Below are 20,782 nucleotides of genomic sequence, written 5' to 3'. Positions count from 1 at the left end.
ACGCGAGGTAGAGATGACGCAGCGCACCCCCTACGCCGAACTCAGAGTCCTGGAGATCTCGGCGGGCATCGCCGCCTCCTACTGCGGAAAGATGTTCGCCGACGCCGGCGCCGAGGTGGTCAAGATCGAGCCACCGGAAGGTGATCCGATGCGCCGGTGGAGCGTGTCGGGCTTCCGGCCCGCCGCCGACGGCGAGAGCGGCGCGCTGTTCGGCTACCTCAACGCGGGCAAGAAGTCCGTGCTGTCCGGCACCACGGAACTGTTCTCCGACGTCGATCTCGTCGTCACCGACGGGTCGGCGGGCTGGGACGTCGACGCGGTACGCCGGCTGCTGCCCCCCGGCTCCACGACGGTGGTCGTCTCGATCACCCCCTTCGGTCTCGACGGGCCCTACGCCGAGGCCGGCCTGCCGGTCAACGAGTTCGTACTGCAGGCGATGTGCGGGTCCATCGGCGGCCGAGGCTGGCCCGGTGAGATGCCGCTGCAGGCCGGAGGGCGGATCGGTGAGTGGGTGGCCGGCTCCTACGCCGCCGTCGCCGCCGCCGCCGCGCTGCGCCGGAGCAGGCGGACCGGACAGGGCGACGTCGTCGACGTGTCGACGTTCGAGGCCATGGTCATCACGATGGGCGGCCTGTCCGCGGTAGCGGCCGGCCTCCCCGACGGGGGCCAGGGCCTGCCGCCGAGGAACCTCGAACTGCCCTCGATCGTCCCCACCGCCGACGGCCTGGTCGGGTTCTGCACCATCACCGCCCAGCAGTTCGCCGACTTCCTGGTGCTGATCGACCGGGCCGACCTGGTCGAGGACGCCGACCTGGCCTCATTCGCCGGCCGCCTGCGGCGGCGGGAGGAGTTCGCCGAGATGGTGGCGAGCTGGGCCGCCACCCGTACCACGGCCGAGATCGTGGAGTTCGCCTCCGCGCTGCGCATCCCCGTCGCGCCCATCGGCACCCCGACCACGATCACCGAGATCGACCACTTCCGCGAGCGCGGCGTCTTCGTCAAGAACGCGAGCGGCAGCCTGCAGCCACGGGTTCCCTACCGCAGCGGCGCGTTCGACACCGTCGGCCCCGGCGAGGTGCCGGCCCCCGGCGCGCACGACGGCCAGGTGAGCTGGCCGGCCCGGGACCGCGCCCCGGCGGCCGAGAACGCGGCCGACGCGTCGGCCCGTCCGCTCGCGGGGCTGCGGGTCGTGGACTTCACCGCCTTCTGGGCCGGTCCCTCGGCCACCCAGACCCTCGCCGCGCTGGGTGCCGAGGTCATCAAGGTCGAGGGGCTGCGCCGCCCCGACGGGATGCGTTTCTCCGGCGGCCGTCCCCCGACCGTCGACCAGTGGTGGGAGTGGGGCCTGTTCTTCCTCTGCAACAACAGCGACAAGCTCGACCTCACCCTGGAGCTGAGCCTGCCCCAGGCCCGCGAGGTGGCGTTGCGCCTGATCTCCACCGCCGACATGGTCATCGAGAACTTCTCCCCCCGGGTGATGGGAAACCTCGGGCTGGAGTGGGACGCGGTCAGGGCGGCCAACCCGCGCGCCACGATGATCCGGATGCCCGCCTTCGGCCTCGACGGGCCGTGGCGCGACCGGGTGGGCTTCGCCCAGACGATGGAGCAGGCCAGCGGCATGGCGTGGATGACCGGCGCGGCCGACGGTCCGCCGCTGATCCCCCGCGGCGTGTGCGACCCCCTCGCCGGCCTGCACGCCGCGTTCGCCTCGATCGCCGCGTTCGAGGTCCGCGACACCACCGGAGCCGGCATGCAGGTCGAGTCGACGATGGTCGAGGCGGCGCTCAACGTCGCGGCCGAGGCGCTGCTGGAGGCGAGCGCCAACGGCCGGGAACCGCGGCGCGACGGCAACCGCGGCCCGGGTGCCGGCCCGCAGGGGGTCTACCGCTGCGCCGGGGACGACGAGTGGGTGGCCCTGGCCGTACTCGGCGACGACGCGTGGCCCGCGCTCGCCCGGCTCCTCGGCCGGGACGACCTGGCCGACCGCGCCGACCTGGCCCACGAGCCGGGCCGTCGGGCGGCCGGCGACGAGCTGGACGAGGCGATCGGCTCGTGGAGCGCGCGCGTCGACGTGGGCGACGCGGTGAACCGGCTCCGGGCGGCCGGGGTCGCCGCCGCGCGGGTGAGTCCCGCCGCCGACCTGCTGACCGACGCGCAGCTCACCGCCCGCGGGTTCTGGGAGCCGTCGGCACATCCGACGACCGGGGAGTTCCTGACCGCCGGGCTGCCGTTCCGCCTCGCCAGTGTCACCGAGCCGTGGTTCCGCACCCCGGCGCCCCTGCTGGGCCAGCACAACGAGGAGATCCTCACCGGCATCCTCGGGATGAGCGAGGACGAGATCCGGGTCCTGGCCGAGGAGAAGGTGATCGGTACCCGGCCGGCGGGCCTGTGAGCGGGACGACCGGCACGGCGGCCGTCCCGCACGGGCGGCGGCCCTCGGTGCGCACGCTGCGGATGCACTCCTTCACCAGCGAGTTCAAACGGCTCACCACGCTCGCCTCGGCCGCCGGGATCGACCCCGCCGACGTGGTGCTCCCCGCCGAGGGCGTCGTACGGGCCGACGACGGGGTGCGACTGCACTACCTGGAGTGGCCCGGCCCGGCCACCGAACCGTTGCTGCTGTTCCTGCACGGGGGCGGGTTGCACGCGCACTCCTTCGACGCTGTCGGGCTGCTGCTGCGGCGGCTCGGCCGCTGCGTCGCGCTCGACCTGCGCGGGCACGGGGAGAGCGACTGGGCGGGGCCGGGCGGGTACGGCACCGACGCCATCGCCGCGGACCTCGACACGGTGACCGCGAGGTTCGGTGCCCGGCGGGTCGTCCTGGTCGGGCACTCGATGGGCGGCATGGCGGCTCTGGTCTGGGCCGCCCGGCGCCCGGCGGTGCTGGCCGGGCTGGTCGTGGTCGACGTCGGCCCCGACATCGACGCCGCGGCGGGCCGGTCCGTCAACGAGCTGATCTCCCGGCGCCCGCTCTTCGCCGACCTCGACGAGGCCGACGCCTTCCTCTCCGGCGTGCTGCCGCGTACCCGGGAGGCCGCCACGTCCGGGGTGGCGCAGAACCTGACCTGGACCGATGACGGCCTGCTCACCTGGAAGCACGACACGACGCAGTTCCAGCCGAGTATGGGGCGAATCGCCTCTCCGGACGAGTTGCGACGGGCCGCCGCGCGGATCACCTGCCCCACCCTGGTGCTGCGCGGCGAGCGCAGCCGGGTGTTCGGCGACGAAGGGGCGGCGGAACTCGCCGCGCTCATCCCCGGAGCCCGCTGGGAACGGGTTCCCGACGCCGGGCACACCATCCAGACCAGCAACCCCCGCGGCCTCGCCGACGCGGTGACCCGTTTCCTGCGCGACCAAGATGATGAAGGAGCCGAGTGATGGCGATCAGTCTGTGCATTCCGCCGCGGCAGGGGGAGCTGTGCGCACCCGTCCGGTTCGACCTGACCGGCGAGCACACCTTTCTCGAACTGACCTCGCGGCACCGCGTGACGAAGGTCGAGCAGGACGAGGTGAAGGGCACCGTCGCGGTCTGGGTCGACATCACCGACCCCGAGACCTCCCGGCCCGTCCACGTCCGGTTCAGCGTGCTCCCGCTGGGCGGCCAGAACTCCCCGCGCAGCCGGCTGCTCGGAGAGATCGAGCGTGACGGCGAGCGGCTCGGTGTCTACGGGACGTACCTGGGGGTGGTCTCGGAGGAGAACTGACCGTCCACCGCACCGGTCCACCGGCGCGTCCTCCGGTCGCGCGTCATACCGGTGTGCCCGTCGTCATATCCGCCACGTCACTGGTCGGGCAGGTCCTCCGGCGGCGCGTCCTGCTGACGCAGGCGGCGCCGGAGCAGGCCCTTGGGGCGGGTGACCTTCAGCTCCGGATGGTCGGGGTCGTAGTCGGCGATGCGATCGCGCAACTGGCGCACGTTGCCGTACTCGAAGTGGGCGGCGCGCAGCAGGTAGTCGCCGAGCGCGCTCCCGTACTGGACACGCTCCTCCTCGTCGAGGCCGAGTTCGTGGCTGCGCCTCTTGCCCCAGACGAGGTCCTTGATCTGCTCCTCCAGCTGCTCCAGCCGGTCGTCGAGGACCTTGACGAGCTCGTAGGGCTCGGTGAACCTGCCGAGGTAGACCCGGAGCAGCGCGGGGTTCTTCAGCATCACCGGCTCGTCGACCGGCGGGCTGGAGACCCACTGCCGGAGCACCTCCTCACCGCGCTCCGTGGTCTGGTACAGGGTGCTCCGCCTGACCCTGCCGATCGTCACCTCGCGCTCGGTCACCAGCCCCAGGTCCCCCAGTCTCCGCAGCTCCCGGCGGATGTGGCTGATGGCGGGGGACCAGTAGAACCAGCGCAGCGTGTAGTCGCACCGGACCTTGATCTCGGCGGCGGACAGCTCCTCGTCGAGGACCGACAGAACGCCCAGAACCGTGTAGGCGGTGGCGGGGAGCGGTGCACCGATCTCTGCCTCGGGCTCGTCGTCCACGGGATCAAGTCTAGTGGCGGGCGCGGCGCCGACGGCACGTCCGGCCCCGTCCCCCGGAGGTGTTCGCCTCGGCCGCCCACCCCGCCGACGATCCCGCGGGTTCCCAACCGGCCGGAAGCGTGATCGGCCCCCGCCGGTCCTGAGCGCCCGGTCCGTCCTGAGCGCATCGGGCCGAGCCGCTCGCGTACGGCGGCAGGGTGCGCGGGCTCCCGGGCGCGCACCCGGCCCCGACTTTCGGCAGGTCGCCAGGGGCGAAACGCGTTTCCGAGCCCGCCGCGAAGTACGATCGATCAATGACCGAAATGACCGAAACCACGCCCGGCTGGCTCTCTCCCGACGAGCTGGAGTCGACCCGCGCACGAATGCCGATCCTCTACGTCGACGCCGTGCCGGTGCGAGTCGACGAGGCCGGAACGGTCACGCGTGTCGGCCTGCTGCTGCGCATCGGAGCGGACGGAACGGTCAGCCGCGCCCTCGTCTCCGGCCGGGTGCTGCACCACGAGCGGGTCCGCGACGCGCTCATCCGCCATCTGGAGAAGGACCTCGGCCCGACCGCGCTGCCCAACATCCCCGCCTCTCCGCAGCCGTTCACCATCGCCGAGTACTTCCCGACGCAGGGCGTCACGCCCTATCACGACCCCCGGCAGCACGCGGTCTCCCTCGCCTACGTCGTCCCGGTCGCGGGTGACTGCCGCCCCCGGCAGGACGCCCTCGACCTCGTCTGGTTCACTCCCGAGGAGGCCTCGTCACCACTGGTGCAACAGGAGATGCTCGGCGGCCAGGGCACCCTGCTGAAGCAGGCCCTCGCCTACGTCGGCTGCCTCTCCTGACCTTCCGCCGCCGGAAGTCCCCGCCGGCGCGAGGAGAACGGGCCACTGTGCCCTCGTGGGACCAGGTCCGCCGATGCCCGCCCGGCGGCGTTCCAGTACAGAATGCGCTGGTCCCGAGCCGATTGCAGCCACCTCCAAGACGTCTTCAAGCCGATCGAAAGACCATCGATCATCCTCGACGACGAAAGGAGGACCTCTCATGAACAGAAAGCACAAGGCCATCGCGGTCATCGCGATGTTCTTCGCACTCGGCGGCGCGCAGGCGCTCACCGCCGGTTCCGCCTTCGCCATGCCCCCCGTGTGCAACCCCATTCACGACTGTGGCGAACCAGAGCACGGAGGCCTAGGTGGCGGTGGAGGTGGCACCCCGCCTCCCCCACCGCCCCCGCCCCCGCCGCCGCCGAGCACCCCGGGCACTCCCGGCTGAGGTCCGCCGCCCGTCTCCTCAAGTCCGCTGTACCCCTGAGTCGACGCGCCTTCGACCTCTAATGGGTTCTCATCGCGAGGATCGACAAGGGCTTCACGGGATGCCGCCCCGATCCGGGCGGCATCCTCCTCAAGGCTCACCGGGTGCGGCTGGCCAGGAAGCGGCGCCATTCCGGGTTGGTCCGCGCGAGTGCTCGCAGCGAGGCCGGGACCTGGGGCCTGGGGTCGTTGCCGTCCAGGCGCAGTTCGGTGAGCGCGGTCAGCTCACCCAGCCACTCCGGCAGCTCGGCCAGCCGGTTTCTCCGCAGATCGAGACTGGTCAGGGCGGTGAGGGTCCGCATCGACTCGGGAAGGGCGGTCAGCTCGTTCACACCCAGGTTGAGGGACCTGAGGGCGGTGAGCCTGCCGATCGACTCCGGCAGCTCTCTCAGCTTGGTGTTCCACAGGCTGAGAGAGGTGAGGGCGGTGAGGTTCCCGACTGACTCCGGCAGGCCGCCGGTCAGTGGGACGGATTGCATCTCGAGACGCTCCAGAGCGGTCAGCTCGCCCAACCACGGAGAGAGGTCGGCGGGCCGGCTGTATGCCAGGTCCAACCGGGTGAGGGCGGTGAGACGGGCCATCGACGCCGGGAAGCAGTCCGGCCCGGCGTACCACATACTGAGCCTGGCGAGCCGGGTGAGGTCGCCGATCCACTCGGGCACCTCCAGGTCATGGAGGTTGTTCAGGTCGAGTTCCGTGAGGCCGGTGAGCTCGCGCATCGAGTCGGGAAGGCGGCGCAGTCCGGTCACCCCGACATCGAGGCGGACCAGTCCGGTCAGCTCGCCGATCCACTCGGGCAGGGCGGTCAGCGTACGGTTGTGCCCGAGGTCGAGCTCGGTCAGCGTGGGCAGGTCGGTCAGGAACCGGGGAATCTCGGTCAACCAGTTGGATTCCAGGCACAGCACCCGCAGACCGGGAAGCTCGGCCACCTCCTCGGGCACCTGGACCAGGCCGAGACCCGACAGGTTCAACGTGTCCGATCCCTCGCGCAGGTAGGTGTTCATCCGCCGCCGAGCGGTCCGAAGCACGTGATTCACCGCTGCCACCTTGATTTTCTCCTTGCCCGTCAACAGGATGTGACCGGCGATCACGGTAACGACGAGGACTTGCGACCCGGTTGTGGATCATTGAACTTGTTTCGTCCTCGGGGTGCGGCGTCGCCGGTCACGGCATGAGCGAGTCGGGGCGCGTCCGGTGAATCCCGGTCGACTCGCACCACGCCGTGAGACCCCCGGTCATTTAAAGATCATTCGGCCGTGTCGCCGCCGCCGACGTTCATGGTCATCACACCTGGGGACTTTGGATACTCGCCCTGCTGACGACCTCCTCCGCCGTCAGGGGAGCCTTGGGGTGGTGGGTCAGGCAGAGCGGCACCCGTACCTTGGTGAAAGCGGTCCCCTCGGCGGCCAGGTAGAACTGACCGGCCGTCAACCGGGAGACGTCGTCGACCCGGCCGCCCTTGGCGCGGGCCACCTCCTTGGCCGCCTCGATCTGGGCGGGAGCGTTGAGCAGGCCGAAGAACTGGGTCGCCGCGTTTCCCGGGATCATGTTGTGCAGCCCCTTGGGCGCCTGGGTGGCGAACACCAGGCCGAGGCCGTACTTGCGCGCCTGGGCGGCCAGCATCAGCGTGCTCTGCGTGCAGGCGGTCATCGCACCGGACGGCGCGAAGGTCTGCGCCTCGTCCATCACGAACAGGCCACCCAGCGGGCGGTCACCGGCCGGATGCCTCCTGATCCAGGCGAACAGCGCCATCTGCAACTGGTTGACGAAGCTCTGGCGCTGCTCGTCCGAGAGCAGGCCGACAAAGCTGATCACCGAGACCCGTGCCCGTTTGCCCGGTGGTGGAGTGAGCAGGACACCGGGATCCGCAGGAGTTCCGGTACCGGCGAACAGAGGGTCGATGACCATCGCCGCCTTCAGGGTCTGCGCCAGGTCGGCGGCGATCTGCTCGGCCTTGTCGAGCCCGCTCACCCCGTCCGGCAGAGCGGCCAGTAGCCCGATGAGACCCGGCAGCCCCTGTCCGCCCGCGCGCCCGTAGTGCGCGACGACCTCCCGGAGCACGGCCTGCCCGCGCTGGGCCTTGACCATCTTGGAGTCGAGTTTGGCACGCGGCACGAGCGAGGCGACGGCGGCGTCCACCGCCGCGCCGAACTCGTCGGGGTCCGCGGCGAGGCCCGTGAAATCGGGCAGCGGCTGGAAACTGAGCGGCCGTCCGGCTACCCGGCGGGGTGTCCAGATGACGACATCGGTGGCGGCCAGGTAGGCGGCGGCCTTCTCCCGATCACCGGGCCCCCACCCCGAGGGCTGTTCCGGCCAGCCGTCCCCGAGCCGTGCCAGGTCGTTGTTGGGGTCGAGCACGATCGCCGAGACTCCCTGGAGCGCGCATTCCTCGACCAGGCGGCGAATGAGGACCGTCTTCCCCGACCCGGTTCCAGCGAAGATCACGGCGTGCTTCCGCAGCGCCTCCAATTCGATCCCGACGGTTCGCCCGCCGGGAACGGTGTCGCCGAGGGGGATGTACGGCGTGGTCGCCTTGGTGTCCACGGGGTCGGCGGCCGGCTGCTCGACAGGTTCGGTGCCGGTGTCACCAAGGGCCTCGCGCAACAGCGCGACCTCGCCCGCCGGCCGCCGCGCGGCGAGCCAGGCCCGCAGGTTCGGCGGGTTCTCCGCGTACAGTTCACGCAGCGCGGCCAAGACGCCGAGATCCTCCTCGCTCACCGCAAGCACCCTGCCCCCCGCCCGCTCGAACGCGGTCACGGCCTCGATCGTTCGGGGTCCCTTCGCCCAGGGGATCGTACGCAGGACGAACAGCTTCCGCCTGGGGACCTCGGTGTTCAGTCCGGCCGCCACCGAGGCGGTCCGCAGGCGACTCAGCGCGGCGATCGCATTCGTGGCGGCGATGGCGCGGAACGCCCAGTGCGCCTCGTCCTCGGTCTCCTCGTCCAAGGTGTGCCGCAGCCGGGCGTGCAGCGGAGGCTTCCTACCGGGTGGCGGGTCGACGCTGAACTCACGTCCCGCCCCGCCGAGCCCGTCGATCCAGGCCGACAGCCCCGCCGCCAGCAGGGCGGGCATCACGGCGTCCTCGACGGTGGCGTCCAGGGCGTCGGTCACGCGCGCCTTCTGCCGGAGTTCGGCGAAGCGGGAGTCGATGGCGCTGAGGCGGTCATCGGGGGCAGATGCCCGATGCGAATCGGCAGTCTGGCCGAGGCGCTCCAGTTCCCGCACCTCTCCGTCGTTCAGGCATGCCTCGATGTGCGCGTCGATCCTCATCAGGAGCTGTCGCGGGGTGAACTCGTCGGCATCGCCGAACACGGCCTCCCGTACCGGCCAGGTCGAGTAGGGCGGCTCGTAGCCGAGTTCGGCGAACCGGGTGGTGAACCGCTTCTCGACCAGGGCGCGAGCGGCCTCGGCGTCGGGGAGCGGTTGCAGGTCGGGCATCGGCCGGAACCGGTCGCGCGCGGTGGCGGTGGCGAACTTCTCGATGAGGGTCCAGGTCTGTTGCAGGCAGGAGACGATCGTCAGGGTCCTGCGGGTGACCTCGCGCAGCGCCATCAGGCCACCGGCCACCTGGTCGACCACGATCAGGTCGTGCCAGTCGTGTACTGCCGTTCCCTCACCGCTGACCGGAGACTGCGCCACGAGCACATCGATCTGGTCGACGGCGACGACGGACGGCCCGGTCAGCGCCAGGAGGCGGGAGAGGTCCTTGACGATCTCCTGTGGCGTCTTCGGGAACTGCCGGATTCCCCAGGCCGCGCGCTCGCCCGGCTCCTCCTCGGGCAGCGCGGAGAGAAACCCGTCGCCGATGTCCTGCATGCCGTGGTCGGCACTGGCATAGAGCACGAGCGCGCGCAGGCTGTCCTTGGCCCCCTTACCGACCTGGACATCGAACTTACGTAAACCGGCCGCGAAGGCGTCGAGCCCCTCGCGCGTCACCAGACGGTTCCCGATCACCTCGCGTTGCGCCCAGCGCGGCACGTCGGCCAGTTCCGCCAGCCGCCGGAGCAGGATCTTGACCTGGCTCTCCCCCTCGCTGCCGTCCCGCAGCAGGCCGTCGAGCATGGAGATCAGCGTGCTCTCCCAGAAGGTCCGCGCGTCCAGCAGGCTGACCAGGAAGAAGTAGCCGTTCTCCCGCTGGATCCTTTCCCTGGTCCAGCCGAGCAGGTGGGTCTTGCCCGAGCCTCGCTGACCGCGCAGGACCAGACCGATCGGGCTGGTGGCGCTCCCGGCGGCCACGTCGACGATCCCGCCGAGAATGCCGCGTTCCACGTTCGGGTTCAGGCCCTCCACGTGGAAGGGCGAGGGGCTCCACACGTCTTCCGGGCCCTCGGCCCAGTTGAACCTGAGCGCCTGAAGGGCTTTCAGTTCGCGGCTGTTCATCGTGCCTCGATCGAGATCAGATGCTTGTCCTGGTCGCCGATGGTCACCGCCGCCGCCCTGGCCTCGGGGGTGAGGGTCTTCTGGTTGTGCTCGGGCATGATGCTCACGCCCGGCAGGTGGATCATCCCCTTGAGCGCACCGTCCACCTCGGCTCTGGTGAACTCGCCGAGCAGCGGTCGCAGCCGCGCCAGGCCGACCGAGGCGCCGGGCTCGGCGGCCAGCTCGGTGTAGGCGGCGCGGATGCGCGCGGTGACGTCCCCGGCCTCGACCGGATCGTCTTTGACGGGAAAGATGTCGGCCGGGCTCTGGCCGGTCCTCGCCAGGAAACCACGCAGCCAGAACAGCAGTGCACGGTTCATCGCACCGGCCGCGCCACTGGGCACGGGAATGCCGGATCGGATCTCCTCGGCCATCCTGGCCCAGCCCTGGTCGGTCAGGAGATGAACGAACGCCCGGCCTGCCTTCCGGCTCTGCACGAGCTTGAGATCGTTCAGTTTCAGGCGCGATTTCCCGTCAAGGGTCAGGCCGTAACGTTTCTTAAGATCGGGGTTGGAGATCTCATTCACCTCGACCATCAACACCACCAGCGCCGCTGTCTCGGAGAGTGTGAGTTCTGTTCCCGGCATATCCCTGTCCTTCGCGCGTGCGGTGGGTTTGCAGAAACTGCTTCAGCTCGCGGAGCACAGCCGGCATGTCGGCCATGACGCGTTCATTGGTGAAGCGCAGGACCGCGTAACCGTCCCTTCCCAGCCGCGCGTCCCGCGCCAGGTCGTCGGCGAGCCTGCCCGGGCGGCGATGTTCCGGGCCGTCGAGCTCGACGACGCAGCGCTCGTCCGGCCAGCACAGGTCCACCCGGATGGGGTTGACCAGCGGGTGCGGTTGGTAGGTCTGGTTCCAGGCCCGCCCCGCGGCCCACCCATGAGAGCTGAGCGCCCGCTCCAGTGCGGACTCCACGGGGCTGAACGGATGCGGAAGCCCCGCCGTGGCCGAGGAAACGGAGACGTGTCGCAGCGGCTCGGACCGTACGGTCACCGTCTGGATCCGGTCGACGGTGACCAGCGCGGCCCCGGTGAGCCAGACACCGAGCCCACCGCGCTGGACAAGCCACTCACCGGCCGCCACCAGCGTCTCCTCCTCGGCGGCGGAGAGCCCCTCCGGCACTTGGACCAGTATCGAGGTACGGGGACGACCGAGACTCGCGGCGAACGCCAAGGCCAGCCCGGCGGCGCGCACCTCGGTCATGCCGGGGTGACCACGGGGCACCGCACCTGTCAGGGACCGCGCGGCGAGATCCATCAGGAAAGGGGCGAGGTGCCGATGACCGGACGCTGCCCGCCTTGCGAGTTCGCGCACGGCGGGCACGGCCGCGCCCCCCGGACCGTCGATGCCCTCGGCACCGGGTAGCCAGGCCGGGAAAAGATCGACGACGTTTCTTTCCAGTTCATGAAGTACGTCGGCGACCGTTTCCGCGACGGTCCGCCCCCCGCCCGCGAGGTAGCTGAATATCGCGGGGGAACCTTCGGGCAACGCGCCGGTCCGCGACATGACGACTGCGGAACTCACCCCGCACGCCCACACGACACGACACGTCGGCAACTCGGCCCACGACTGTGCCATGCCGTTTTCCTTTGAGGGGCGGATGGTACGACCTAGCAGAGGCTAGGGGAGCGCAGGAGGCGGCGTATGCGTTTTCGGCAAATCCTCAACTGCCTCTGAAGTCATACGCATCACGACAGGCACGAATTCCAGTCGAGCGAAATTCGAACCGTTCAGAGCACATCTCGGGACCGAACCTCTTTCGCTACCGGATTCGCCCCTCAACTCGATAGGCATACAGCCGGCCGACACCTTCGCGTCCACTGTGACCTGCTCTGCCACACCCCGGAGCTCAGCCCCGCCCCACACTTATCACCCGCCCATTCCCAACTCCGGTACGCCGGCCCGCGATGGGCAGGCCCGTGAAGGACCGCGCGGGTCATGCGACCATGGCAGCGAATGTGACGGCGGAACGAGGAAGACGATCGCCATGCCGTGTGACTCACGTGGCGGTGCTCCGCCCGGACTGCTGCCCGCCGCTCCGGCCGCGGTCGCCGGAGCGATCGTCGAGGTCCGCACCATCGGCGGCTACTTCGAGGTCGAGGCGGCCGAGGCCGAGGCCGGATGGCGGCCGTTCACCGATCTGTGGACCGATCCGGGCGTCCTGGAGGCGAGAATCCACGACATGGCCGGACGGCTGGGCACCGCCGAGCACCGGGTGGCCGCCTCGATCCTGTTCCAGGGCCTGGCCGCCCGTCTGTGGTCCCCGTGCATCGGTGCCGTGGTCGCGCACGACCTGCTCATCGACCTGGCCCCCGGGCACCTGTACTGGCGGCCGGCCCCCGACCCGCTGCCGCTGCGGGCCACCCGGCTGTCCGGCTGGGGCATCCGCGACCCCGCGCGGATCGCCGAACCGGTCTACCGCGCCATCATGACCGAGACGCTGGAACCGCTCGCCGCGGCAGTCCGGCGGATCGTGAAGATCGCGCCGGGGCTGTTGTGGGGCAATGCGGCCTCCGCACTGGTCGGAACCGTCGGCGCCGTCACCCGTCGACGGCCCGACCTCACCGCGAAGGCCGTGCGGCTGGGCCGCGAACTGCTGGACCGGGATCTCCTGCGCGGCACGGGCGAACCGACCGAGCCCGTACCCGGCCGTCCCTGCTTCGTCCGTCGCAGCTGCTGCCTGTACTACCGCCTGCCCGGCGGCGGCATGTGCGGTGACTGCGCCCTGCTACCACCCCGCCGCCCACAGACCCGCCGCTCTGACTGACGCTCTTCGTTCTGCTCGCCACAACCGATTCTCGGCTCCGCCGAGTACAGACCGGGTCGAGTACGCCGTCACCGGGGAACCTTCCCGTCGCCTCCGGCCCGAGATCCCGGGGACCCTGCCGGAGCCGATGGAGGCGGTCAACTACGTCCGACGACGCCGAGGATGCCGGGCTTGCTGAAGTCGACGGTGATCTTCTCTCCGTACTCGTTGTACTCGGAACGCCACGCCTCGACCGGGACGATCCCCGGCTCCAGCAGATCCATTCCGTTCAGCAGCTCGGCCAGCTGTTTCGGGCCGCGCGAGGTGAGAGCCCCCGCGCTGGTCGAGCGGTAGACCTGCTGCCCGGCCTCGTGCACCTCGGCGCTGACCTCGGCCTCGAAGGCGTGCGTGACGATCAGATAGCTACCCGGGACGAGCCGTTCGCGGATCGCGGTGATGATGCGGGTGACCAGTGCGTCGTCGGGGATGAAGTGCAGCATCGAGATCAGCAGCACGGCGACGGGCTGGGTGAAGTCGATGGCGTCTGTGATCTGCGGGTCCGTCAGGAGCTTCTCGGGTTCCCGCATGTCGCCCTGGACGACAGAGGTGAGGTTGTTGTCCGCCAGGAGCGCTCGGCCGTGCGCCAGGACGATGGGGTCGTTGTCGACATAGACCACCCGGGTGTCGGGCGCGATGCGATGGGCGACCTGGTGCACGTTGTCCTGCGTCGGCAGCCCCGACCCGATGTCGAGGAACTGCCGCACGCCCTGGCCCGTGAGCAGTTCGACGACTCGCGAGAGGAACAGCCGGTTCGCCCGGGTTATCTCGCGGATGCCGGGCACCACCTGCATGAACTGTTCCGCGGCCGCCCGATCGGAGGCGAAGTTGTCCTTCCCTCCGAGGTAGTAATCGTACATTCGAGCAACACTTGGAATATTCGGGTCGATACCCGCCGGAACAGCCTCTTGCTCAGCCATACCCTCACCCTTTCTCGCCTCCGGAAAGGATATGGGAAATCCGCAAGATCGTGGATCTTTGCTGACAAACCATACGTGACCGCCACTGGAGGGAGCACCCCCGCGCGCACTCCGGCATCCCCGGCTCTACCTGTTCCGACGCACCGAACCGGAGTTGCTCTCGGTGCTCCGGTAGCTCTGGTGACCGGGCACCCAGGTCCAGGTCTCCGTGCGGTCACCGTTCCTGACCGTCAGCGTGCCCGAGGGCTCGTAGTCCTCCGACAGGGGGGACCAGGGAGGCAGGGGCTCAGGGTCGGCGTAGGCGACCGGCGCGGCGAGCGCCACCGTCGAAACGGCGAGAACAGCGGCGACGAGATAACGGAAAATGGACATTTGATCCCTCAGAAGGTGTAAACGGTACGTTGGTGATATTGCCTGATAAAAGGCAAAGAGAACCACGCCGATGATCAAGACTCTGGTCGATTCACATTCGGCCCGGCCGCCCGCTCCAGTGCGAGACCGCTCATCCCGGTGAGGAGTGGCAATCGTCGACGGCGGGCATCCCGTCATCCGGGTATCTCGCCGGATTCCCCTCGGGGCCCGGCCTCATTGGACCGATCGCACTTGGCAGAAGCTTGGTGCCCGGCATGAGCGAGCGAGGTCCCGGCCCGTCGGTCGCCCTCGGAAGCTGTGAGCCAAGGCGGCGGTACGCAGGACGCCAAGTCTCCGCCAAGGAGCGTCGGTCAACCTGACGGGGTCAAACCATCTGGCCCTGCACACTGGGGCGGGGCCCCTCCCTGAGGAGAATCCCAATGGCGCGCGGTCTGTCCACCAACCACAGCAAGTTCGCCCTCGCGGACGGCATGACCGTCAACCACAGCGAGATCGTCCTCGCGGACGGCATGACCCTCAACCACAGCGAGATCGTCCTCGCAGACGGCATGACCCTCAACCACAGCGAGACCGTCCTCTAGAACAGCCGATCATCGACTGCTGTTCCTCGCCGGAAACGTTCCGGCGAGGAACAGCGGGTTCAAAGACATCATCTACGACGTTGAACGGTCCTTCTGAATCCACGGACCACCACAGGCGACAAGCAAGATAGGTGAAACGGATGCCGGTGCGCGGATTGCTGCCACGTCTTCCACGGCAGACCTGGCTCATTCTCAGCGGCGATGCCGTGTCCGCGCTCGGCACGGGGATGACACTGCCCTTCTTCCTCATCTACCTACACCGCATGCGGGATATCGACCTTGCCGTGGCAGGGCCGATCTTCTCGATGATCGCGGCCGCGGGACTCATCGGAAACCCTCTCGGCGGTCTGCTCGCGGATCGCTTCGGCGCGAGGCAGACCAGCGTGGCGGGCCTTGTCATCGTCGCCGCGGGAACCGCGGGTCTGGCGGTCATCCAGTCGGCCTGGCAGGGATTTCTCGCGGCCGGGGTGTACGGGCTCGGCATCGCGATCACGGCACCGGCCTTCCAGTCGCTTCTCGGCGGCTCGGTGCCCGCGGAGCTGCGGGCACAGGTCTTCGCGGTCCGGCAGGCCGCCATCAACGTCGGCGCCAGCGTCGGAGGGCTGGTGGCAGCGTTCGTGGTGAGCTTCTCGTCGTTGCAGAGCTTCGTGATCCTCTACCTGTTGGACGCGGCGACGTTCCTGATCTTCGCCGTACTGATCGCCCGGTTCACGGATAATCCTCCACAGATCCAGAAAACGCCGATCACCGCCGTCGCGGGCGGGTATCGCGAGGTGGTTTCGAACCCGATACTGCGGAGAATCTGGGTTCTGGTTGTAGCCGTGGTCGTGTGCGGGTTCGTGGCCTTCTACACCGCCTATCCGATCTACGCCACCGAGGTCGGCGGGCTCGACGCCGGAGCCCTGCGCTTCACCTTCATCGTGCAGGCATGCATGGTCGTGGTCGCCCAGCTCTTCGTACTCCGTCTCATGACCGGTCGGCGCCGGACTCGCGGGTTCGCGCTCTGTGCCGTACTGATGGCCGGGGCGTGGGTGACGGTACTGGTCACCCCACTGCTGGGAGGCGGCGGGATCGCCCTGACCGGATTCACGATCGCGCTGATGCTGTTCGCCGTCGGAGAGGCCTGTCTCGCCCCGACCATCCCGCCGATCATCAACGATCTCGCCGACGACTCGAACCGGGGGCGGTACAACGGGGCGTACACCCTCGCTTGGACCAGTGGTTACGTCATCGGCCCCGGATTGGCCGGTATGGCGCTCGGCGCCGGCTACGGTTCGGCGCTCTTCATGGTGCTGGTGGGACTGCTCGTCCTGGTGGCCGCCCAGACGATCCGGCTGGAGCGGTTCCTTCCTCCGTCGGTGAACGGGATCTCCGCCGAAGCGGCTCCCGCCGAGGCGATCGAGGTGGCACAGGGGCGCGACTCGCATGACGGCTGAAGAGACACGGTCCAGCAGGACCGCCATGACGGAGCTCGACCTCTCCCGTGAGCACGAGCGGGCAGGCCGCTATGCGGAGGCGTACGACGGCGCCATGGTCGCCGTCCGCGATCTCACCGACGGCGTCCGCGCGGGCCACGCGGACGCTGGTGACGACCTCGCCGACGCCCTGCTGCTCGCGAGTCGGCTGTGCCTGCGCCTTGGACGCCATGACGAGGCCGAACGCCACCTCGAACGCGCTGCCAAGGCCACCTGGACGGGCGATCCGAAGGTCCGGCTACGGGTGACTGTGGACCACGCCGATCTGCTGCGGACCAGGGGGCGCTACGGAGACGCCGACGTGATGCTCAGGGACGCTCTGGTCCTGGCGGAGGCATCCTGCGGCCCTGACTCCCTCGAGGTCGTCCGGGTCTGCAACAGCCTGGGGGTACTTCACAAGTACACCGGTCGGTTCGACGAGTCCGAGCGGTCGTACCAGCGCGCTCTGCGGATCGTCGAAGCCCTGCACGGCACGGACCATCCCTACCTCGCCGACATCAACCACAATCTCGGCGGGCTGAACCACGCACGCGGCACCCACGCGCTCGGCGAACCCTTCGCCCGCCGCGCGGTGGAGATCCGGCGGCTGGTACGCGGCCCCGCCCACCCCGAGGTCTCCGGCGACCAGGTGGCGCTCGCCGCGATCCTGCGCGAACTCGGCGAGGAGGAGGAGGCCGAGCGGCTGCTGCGCGACGCCCTCGCCGTCTTCGAGGAGTGCTTCGGGCCGGAGCACTACGAGGTCGCGTCGACTCTGAACAACCTCGCCGCGTTCCAGTACGCCAGGGGGGACCTGGGAACGGCCGAGGCGACCTATCGCAGGGTGCTCACGATCAAGGAAGGGCTCCTGGGCGAGGACCATCCCGAACTGGCCCTGACCCTGAACAATCTCGCGGCGACCCTGCGCGGGAGCGGCCGGCCCAAGGAGGCCGTGACGCTCCTGGAGCGGGCGCTGAACCTGCTCGACGGCATGGTGGAACGGGACCACCCCGTCCGGCTGGCCTGCCTCGAAAACCTCGGCGCCTGCCGTCGGTCGACGAGCTCACCAAAAGCCCGGTGAAGCGGCGACGCACAGCGGACCGGCACCGGAACGCGCCCGGGAGTGGCTGGAACCGCCCTGACAGCAGGCCCGCTACCAGCGCTTTGTAGTGGATTCCAAGCTTTCCTTAAGGATGATCGGTGATCCTGTCCGCGTTCTAACCGCTTGGGTCGCCCCCAGAACCAAGCTGCGCTCACAGGAAGACACCCATGTCATGTCAGTCCGACCTTGGCCTGTCCGTCCACTACGACGAGCCGCCCCCGCCAGGAACCTCTCCAAAATGATGTCCTGAGGCGGTCACGCGGTGTGGACACACCCGCGCGGCAGTCCCCGGCATCGCCGCGTCCGAACTCCGGAAATGGCACGTGCCAGGTTCAGACCTGCCGACGCTCAATGCTGGGTTGGAATTAATGGTGGCGTTTCGGATTCTTGGCGCGTTCGAAGTGGTCGGCGCCGACGGGCCGGTGAACCTCGGCGCACCACGACAGCGCTCGGTTCTCGGGCGGCTACTGGTCGCCCGTGGCCGGGTCGTGCCGACCGCGCGCATGATCGACGACCTGTGGGGCGACCACCCTCCGGGAAGCGCCGTCGCCTCGGTGCACTCCTACATCTCCAACCTACGGCGCGTCCTGGAATCGGGCCGCGCGACGGGCGTCCCGCCCCGGGTACTGGTCACCGTCTCTCCCGGTTACGCCATCCGGAGCGAGGATGTCGACGCCTGGCGGTTCGAGGACATGGTGCGCAGGGGAGCCGCGTTCCTGGGCGCGGGAGACACCCGCGCGGCCCTGCGCGAATTCGACATGGCGCTCGGGATCTGGCGGGGACCGGCGTACGCCGAGTTCACCACATCCGACTGGGCGCTGCCCGAGATCACCCGCCTGGACGAGTTGCACGCCATGGCCGTCGAGCACCGCGCGAACGCCGCGATCGCGCTCGACTCGCCGGGTGCCGTGGTCGCCGACCTACGCGCCCACCTCGCCGAACACCCGCTGCGGGAGGAGGGGTGGCGGCTGCTCGCGATCGCCCTCTACAACCAGGGCCGGCAGGGGGACGCGCTCGTCGCGCTCAGGCAGGCCCGCCACACCCTGGTCGAGGAACTCGGCATCGACCCGAGCCCGAGGCTGCAACAACTGGAAGCCGACATCCTCTCGCAATCCTCCGCGATAGCGCGACCGGCCGCCGCGAACGAATCGTCGGAGCGCGTGACCTCCTCCACCGCGTGGTTCCCGCCGGAGAAGGCCGGCGAGGCGAAGGGCGCTGCGGGTCCGGAGACCGGCGACCAGATCTTCGGCAGGGAGAGAGAACTGGGCCTGCTCTCCGGAATGTCCCGGGGCATCGCGCTGATCAGCGGTGAGGCGGGCATAGGGAAGTCCGCCCTGGTGAAGGCGGCCATGGCCGGATACTCGCGCCTGGGCTGGCAGGTCGCCGTCGGCCGGTGCCCGGAGACCGGCGGGGCTCCGGCCGGATGGGCGTGGGTGGAGATTCTGCGTCTCCTCACCGCTCAGGTGGCCCCCGCTGACAGGGTGGCCGCGCAGATCCGGCGGCTGCTCGCCGATCCGGACGCTCCGCGCTCCGCCCACGGCGACGCGGACCTCACCTCCGAGCGGTTCCGGCTCCGCCGCGACCTCGCGGTGTACTTCGCGGACGCGGCCCGGGTCTCGCCGTTGCTGCTCGTCCTTGACGATTTACATCGCGCCGACGAGGAGACACTGGCCACCCTCGTGGACCTGGCCTCCGAGCTGAGAAACACCGAAGTCCTCATCGTCGGCACCTTCCGCGAGGAGGAGGCGGACGGACTGGCCGAGACGCTGGCCGCGCTGGCCCGCCACGAGCCGGTCCGCATCGTCCTGAACGGGCTCGACCAGGACGCGGCCGGCAGCCTGCTGGCCGCCGTCTCGGGCACGACGGTGACGCCGGGCACGCTCGCCGCCGTGACCGGCCGCACCGGCGGCAACCCCTTCTTCCTGCGTGAGACCGCCCGCCTGATCGCCGCGGAGGGCGAGGACGCCGCCCTGTCGACCGTCCCCCCGGGAGTGCGTGACGTGCTCCGGCGCAGGTTCGCCCGCCTGCCCGCGTCCATGCGGGGGGTGCTGAGCGAGGCGGCGGTCATCGGCAGGGACTTCGACATCGACGTGCTGATAGATCTGAACGGCAACGGCGAGGAACCCGTCGTGGAAGCGGTCGAGACGGCCCTGGCGGCCGGACTGCTCGCCGAGCCCGAAGGCGGCGGGCTCCGCTTCACCCATGCCCTCACCCGGGACGCGCTTTACGATGACATGTCCCGCATGCGGCAGATCCGCACCCACGGCAGAGTCGCCGCGTCCCTCGAACGGCTCCGTCCGCGCGGGGTCTCCGCCCTGGTCCACCACTTCGTCGCGGGCGGGGAGCCCTCAGCCGCCGCGCGCCACTGCGTGCTCGCCGCCGAGCGGGCCGAGCAGCGCTTCGCGTACCGCGAGGCGGCTTCCTTCTGGGGGCAGGCCATCGAGCTCACGGACGAGAAGGATCCGGAACTGCTCGTGGGACGGGTCAGGGCCCTGGCGCTCTGCAACAAGCTGGACGAGGCCAGGAAGCTGCGGAAACGGGCGATCCAACTGGCCCTTCCGCACGCCGACCACGAGCTGACCGCACGGGTCGTCGGCGCCCTGGACGTGCCGACGGCATACCGCACAGAGGGGGGCGGCGAGGACTCTCCCGAGGTCGTCCGGGTGATCGAGGAGACGCTCTCCCAGCTGCCCGAGGGCGACCGCGCGGCACGGTGCTCGCTGCTCACCTCACTCGCCTTCGAGCTCGTGGGCTTCGAGGGCGATGAGGCGATGAGAGGCGCCAAGGCGGCCGACGAGGCGCTGGCCATGGCCAGGCGACTGAAGGACCCGGAGGCTCTGGCGGGGGCGCTCAACGCCCGTCACCTGTACACCTTCCGCGGTGACGGTGACGGTGCCGCCGACCGGCTGAGGATCGGAACCGAGCTGCTGCGGCTCGCCCAGGCCCACGGCATGGTGATCGTCGAGATCCTGGCCCACCTGATCCTGGCACGGCAGGCACTGGAGTGTCTCGACCACCCGCGCGCGGAGCACCACACCATCCGGATGGAACAGCTCTCCGCGCAACACCGTCTCAACGGGCCGGGCTCCCTCACGACGTGCCGCCGGGCGGTGTGGCCCGCGATCACCGTCGAGCACAGAACAACCGGACGGCTCTACCGCGCCACCGCCCGCGCGCACCTTCTGCAGGACGAGCGGTGGTCCGAGCCCATCTCCTACCACCTGCCCACCGGCACGGAACGGTGACTTGATCTCGTGAAAGCCGACCTGGAAGCGGACCGGGCGGGCACGTGAGCGCTCAACCGCTTGGGCAGGAGCCGCATCTCCCGATCTCCGAGACCCGGATGCCGCACGTCCTGAGGGGCCCCG

Annotated in this window: 17 protein-coding genes; 10 read left to right on the top strand and 7 right to left on the bottom strand. The window is 69.8% G+C overall.

What is annotated here, in order from left to right; genetic code table 11:
• Positions 1–13 precede the first annotated feature (13 nt).
• From ACFQVD_RS33595 to ACFQVD_RS33585, 3 genes are read left to right on the top strand one after another with little or no spacing between them, the layout of a single operon-like run.
• The gene (locus ACFQVD_RS33595) at positions 14–2,392 is read left to right on the top strand and encodes a CaiB/BaiF CoA-transferase family protein (protein ID WP_343962411.1); all 2,379 of its coding nucleotides are present in this window, start codon (positions 14–16) and stop codon (positions 2,390–2,392) included.
• Positions 2,389–3,378 carry an alpha/beta fold hydrolase gene (locus ACFQVD_RS33590; protein ID WP_343962409.1) on the top strand — a complete coding sequence of 330 codons (990 nt, stop codon included), beginning with the start codon at positions 2,389–2,391 and terminating at the stop codon, positions 3,376–3,378. The genes ACFQVD_RS33595 and ACFQVD_RS33590 overlap by 4 nt, the downstream gene beginning before the upstream one ends.
• Positions 3,378–3,704: a hypothetical protein gene (locus ACFQVD_RS33585; protein ID WP_343962407.1), complete on the top strand. Its 327-nt coding sequence runs from the start codon at positions 3,378–3,380 to the stop codon at positions 3,702–3,704. The genes ACFQVD_RS33590 and ACFQVD_RS33585 overlap by 1 nt, the downstream gene beginning before the upstream one ends.
• A gap of 77 nt (positions 3,705–3,781) precedes the next feature.
• Here ACFQVD_RS33585 and ACFQVD_RS33580 read toward each other — a convergent pair whose 3' ends face one another.
• Positions 3,782–4,471 (bottom strand): hypothetical protein, encoded by a 690-nt coding sequence (locus tag ACFQVD_RS33580; RefSeq protein WP_343962405.1) that lies wholly within the window; start codon positions 4,469–4,471, stop codon positions 3,782–3,784.
• Positions 4,472–4,764: 293 nt separating this feature from the next.
• Here ACFQVD_RS33580 and ACFQVD_RS33575 point away from each other — a divergent pair, with 293 nt between their 5' ends.
• Positions 4,765–5,301 carry an NUDIX hydrolase family protein gene (locus ACFQVD_RS33575; protein ID WP_343962403.1) on the top strand — a complete coding sequence of 179 codons (537 nt, stop codon included), beginning with the start codon at positions 4,765–4,767 and terminating at the stop codon, positions 5,299–5,301.
• Between the two features lie 199 nt (positions 5,302–5,500).
• Positions 5,501–5,728, top strand: coding sequence for a hypothetical protein (locus tag ACFQVD_RS33570; RefSeq protein WP_343962401.1), 228 nt, complete (start codon positions 5,501–5,503; stop codon positions 5,726–5,728).
• 136 nt (positions 5,729–5,864) lie between these two features.
• Here the strand turns inward: ACFQVD_RS33570 and ACFQVD_RS33565 are convergent, their stop codons facing one another.
• From ACFQVD_RS33565 to ACFQVD_RS33550, 4 genes are all read right to left on the bottom strand, one after another.
• A complete protein-coding gene (locus ACFQVD_RS33565) occupies positions 5,865–6,803 on the bottom strand; it encodes a leucine-rich repeat domain-containing protein (protein ID WP_343962399.1) in 939 nt (312 codons plus the stop codon).
• A 247-nt stretch (positions 6,804–7,050) separates the two neighbouring features.
• Positions 7,051–10,146 carry an ATP-binding protein gene (locus tag ACFQVD_RS33560; protein WP_343962397.1) on the bottom strand — a complete coding sequence of 1,032 codons (3,096 nt, stop codon included), beginning with the start codon at positions 10,144–10,146 and terminating at the stop codon, positions 7,051–7,053.
• Positions 10,143–10,721: a hypothetical protein gene (locus ACFQVD_RS33555; protein WP_343962395.1), complete on the bottom strand. Its 579-nt coding sequence runs from the start codon at positions 10,719–10,721 to the stop codon at positions 10,143–10,145. The genes ACFQVD_RS33560 and ACFQVD_RS33555 overlap by 4 nt, the downstream gene beginning before the upstream one ends.
• Entirely contained in the window at positions 10,705–11,763 is a 1,059-nt protein-coding gene (locus ACFQVD_RS33550; protein ID WP_343962393.1) for an endonuclease domain-containing protein, read from the bottom strand. Before ACFQVD_RS33550 ends, ACFQVD_RS33555 begins: the two co-directional genes overlap by 17 nt.
• Positions 11,764–12,172: 409 nt before the next feature.
• Between ACFQVD_RS33550 and ACFQVD_RS33545 the strand changes: the two genes are divergently transcribed.
• A complete protein-coding gene (locus tag ACFQVD_RS33545; RefSeq protein ID WP_343962391.1) occupies positions 12,173–12,952 on the top strand; it encodes a (2Fe-2S)-binding protein in 780 nt (259 codons plus the stop codon).
• Positions 12,953–13,089: 137 nt separating this feature from the next.
• Here ACFQVD_RS33545 and ACFQVD_RS33540 read toward each other — a convergent pair whose 3' ends face one another.
• Positions 13,090–13,908, bottom strand: coding sequence for an SAM-dependent methyltransferase (locus tag ACFQVD_RS33540; RefSeq protein WP_343962389.1), 819 nt, complete (start codon positions 13,906–13,908; stop codon positions 13,090–13,092).
• Between the two features lie 126 nt (positions 13,909–14,034).
• Complete coding sequence (locus tag ACFQVD_RS33535; RefSeq protein WP_343962387.1) at positions 14,035–14,280, bottom strand: hypothetical protein; 246 nt, start codon at positions 14,278–14,280, stop codon at positions 14,035–14,037.
• A 419-nt stretch (positions 14,281–14,699) separates the two neighbouring features.
• Here ACFQVD_RS33535 and ACFQVD_RS33530 point away from each other — a divergent pair, with 419 nt between their 5' ends.
• The 4 genes from ACFQVD_RS33530 (at position 14,700) to ACFQVD_RS33515 (ending at position 20,659) form a co-directional block, all read left to right on the top strand.
• Complete coding sequence (locus ACFQVD_RS33530; RefSeq protein ID WP_343962384.1) at positions 14,700–14,861, top strand: hypothetical protein; 162 nt, start codon at positions 14,700–14,702, stop codon at positions 14,859–14,861.
• A gap of 140 nt (positions 14,862–15,001) precedes the next feature.
• Positions 15,002–16,297, top strand: coding sequence for an MFS transporter (locus tag ACFQVD_RS33525; protein ID WP_343962382.1), 1,296 nt, complete (start codon positions 15,002–15,004; stop codon positions 16,295–16,297).
• 25 nt (positions 16,298–16,322) lie between these two features.
• A complete protein-coding gene (locus ACFQVD_RS33520; RefSeq protein WP_343962380.1) occupies positions 16,323–17,393 on the top strand; it encodes a tetratricopeptide repeat protein in 1,071 nt (356 codons plus the stop codon).
• 389 nt (positions 17,394–17,782) lie between these two features.
• Positions 17,783–20,659, top strand: coding sequence for a BTAD domain-containing putative transcriptional regulator (locus ACFQVD_RS33515; RefSeq protein ID WP_343962378.1), 2,877 nt, complete (start codon positions 17,783–17,785; stop codon positions 20,657–20,659).
• Positions 20,660–20,782 lie beyond the last annotated feature (123 nt).

This window comes from Streptosporangium amethystogenes subsp. fukuiense (assembly GCF_042665875.1).
Lineage (GTDB): Bacteria > Actinomycetota > Actinomycetes > Streptosporangiales > Streptosporangiaceae > Streptosporangium > Streptosporangium fukuiense.
This window is presented reverse-complemented; position numbering and strand designations above follow the sequence as displayed.

Coding starts and splice junctions, on each gene's coding strand:
- ACFQVD_RS33595 (WP_343962411.1), top strand. CDS start 14: ATGACGCAGCGCACCCCCTACGCCGAACTCAGAGTCCTGGAGATCTCG.
- ACFQVD_RS33585 (WP_343962407.1), top strand. CDS start 3,378: ATGGCGATCAGTCTGTGCATTCCGCCGCGGCAGGGGGAGCTGTGCGCA.
- ACFQVD_RS33575 (WP_343962403.1), top strand. CDS start 4,765: ATGACCGAAATGACCGAAACCACGCCCGGCTGGCTCTCTCCCGACGAG.
- ACFQVD_RS33570 (WP_343962401.1), top strand. CDS start 5,501: ATGAACAGAAAGCACAAGGCCATCGCGGTCATCGCGATGTTCTTCGCA.
- ACFQVD_RS33560 (WP_343962397.1), bottom strand. CDS start 10,146: ATGAACAGCCGCGAACTGAAAGCCCTTCAGGCGCTCAGGTTCAACTGG.
- ACFQVD_RS33555 (WP_343962395.1), bottom strand. CDS start 10,721: ATGGTCGAGGTGAATGAGATCTCCAACCCCGATCTTAAGAAACGTTAC.
- ACFQVD_RS33550 (WP_343962393.1), bottom strand. CDS start 11,763: ATGGCACAGTCGTGGGCCGAGTTGCCGACGTGTCGTGTCGTGTGGGCG.
- ACFQVD_RS33545 (WP_343962391.1), top strand. CDS start 12,173: ATGCCGTGTGACTCACGTGGCGGTGCTCCGCCCGGACTGCTGCCCGCC.
- ACFQVD_RS33540 (WP_343962389.1), bottom strand. CDS start 13,908: ATGGCTGAGCAAGAGGCTGTTCCGGCGGGTATCGACCCGAATATTCCA.
- ACFQVD_RS33535 (WP_343962387.1), bottom strand. CDS start 14,280: ATGTCCATTTTCCGTTATCTCGTCGCCGCTGTTCTCGCCGTTTCGACG.
- ACFQVD_RS33530 (WP_343962384.1), top strand. CDS start 14,700: ATGGCGCGCGGTCTGTCCACCAACCACAGCAAGTTCGCCCTCGCGGAC.
- ACFQVD_RS33525 (WP_343962382.1), top strand. CDS start 15,002: ATGCCGGTGCGCGGATTGCTGCCACGTCTTCCACGGCAGACCTGGCTC.
- ACFQVD_RS33520 (WP_343962380.1), top strand. CDS start 16,323: ATGACGGAGCTCGACCTCTCCCGTGAGCACGAGCGGGCAGGCCGCTAT.
- ACFQVD_RS33515 (WP_343962378.1), top strand. CDS start 17,783: ATGGTGGCGTTTCGGATTCTTGGCGCGTTCGAAGTGGTCGGCGCCGAC.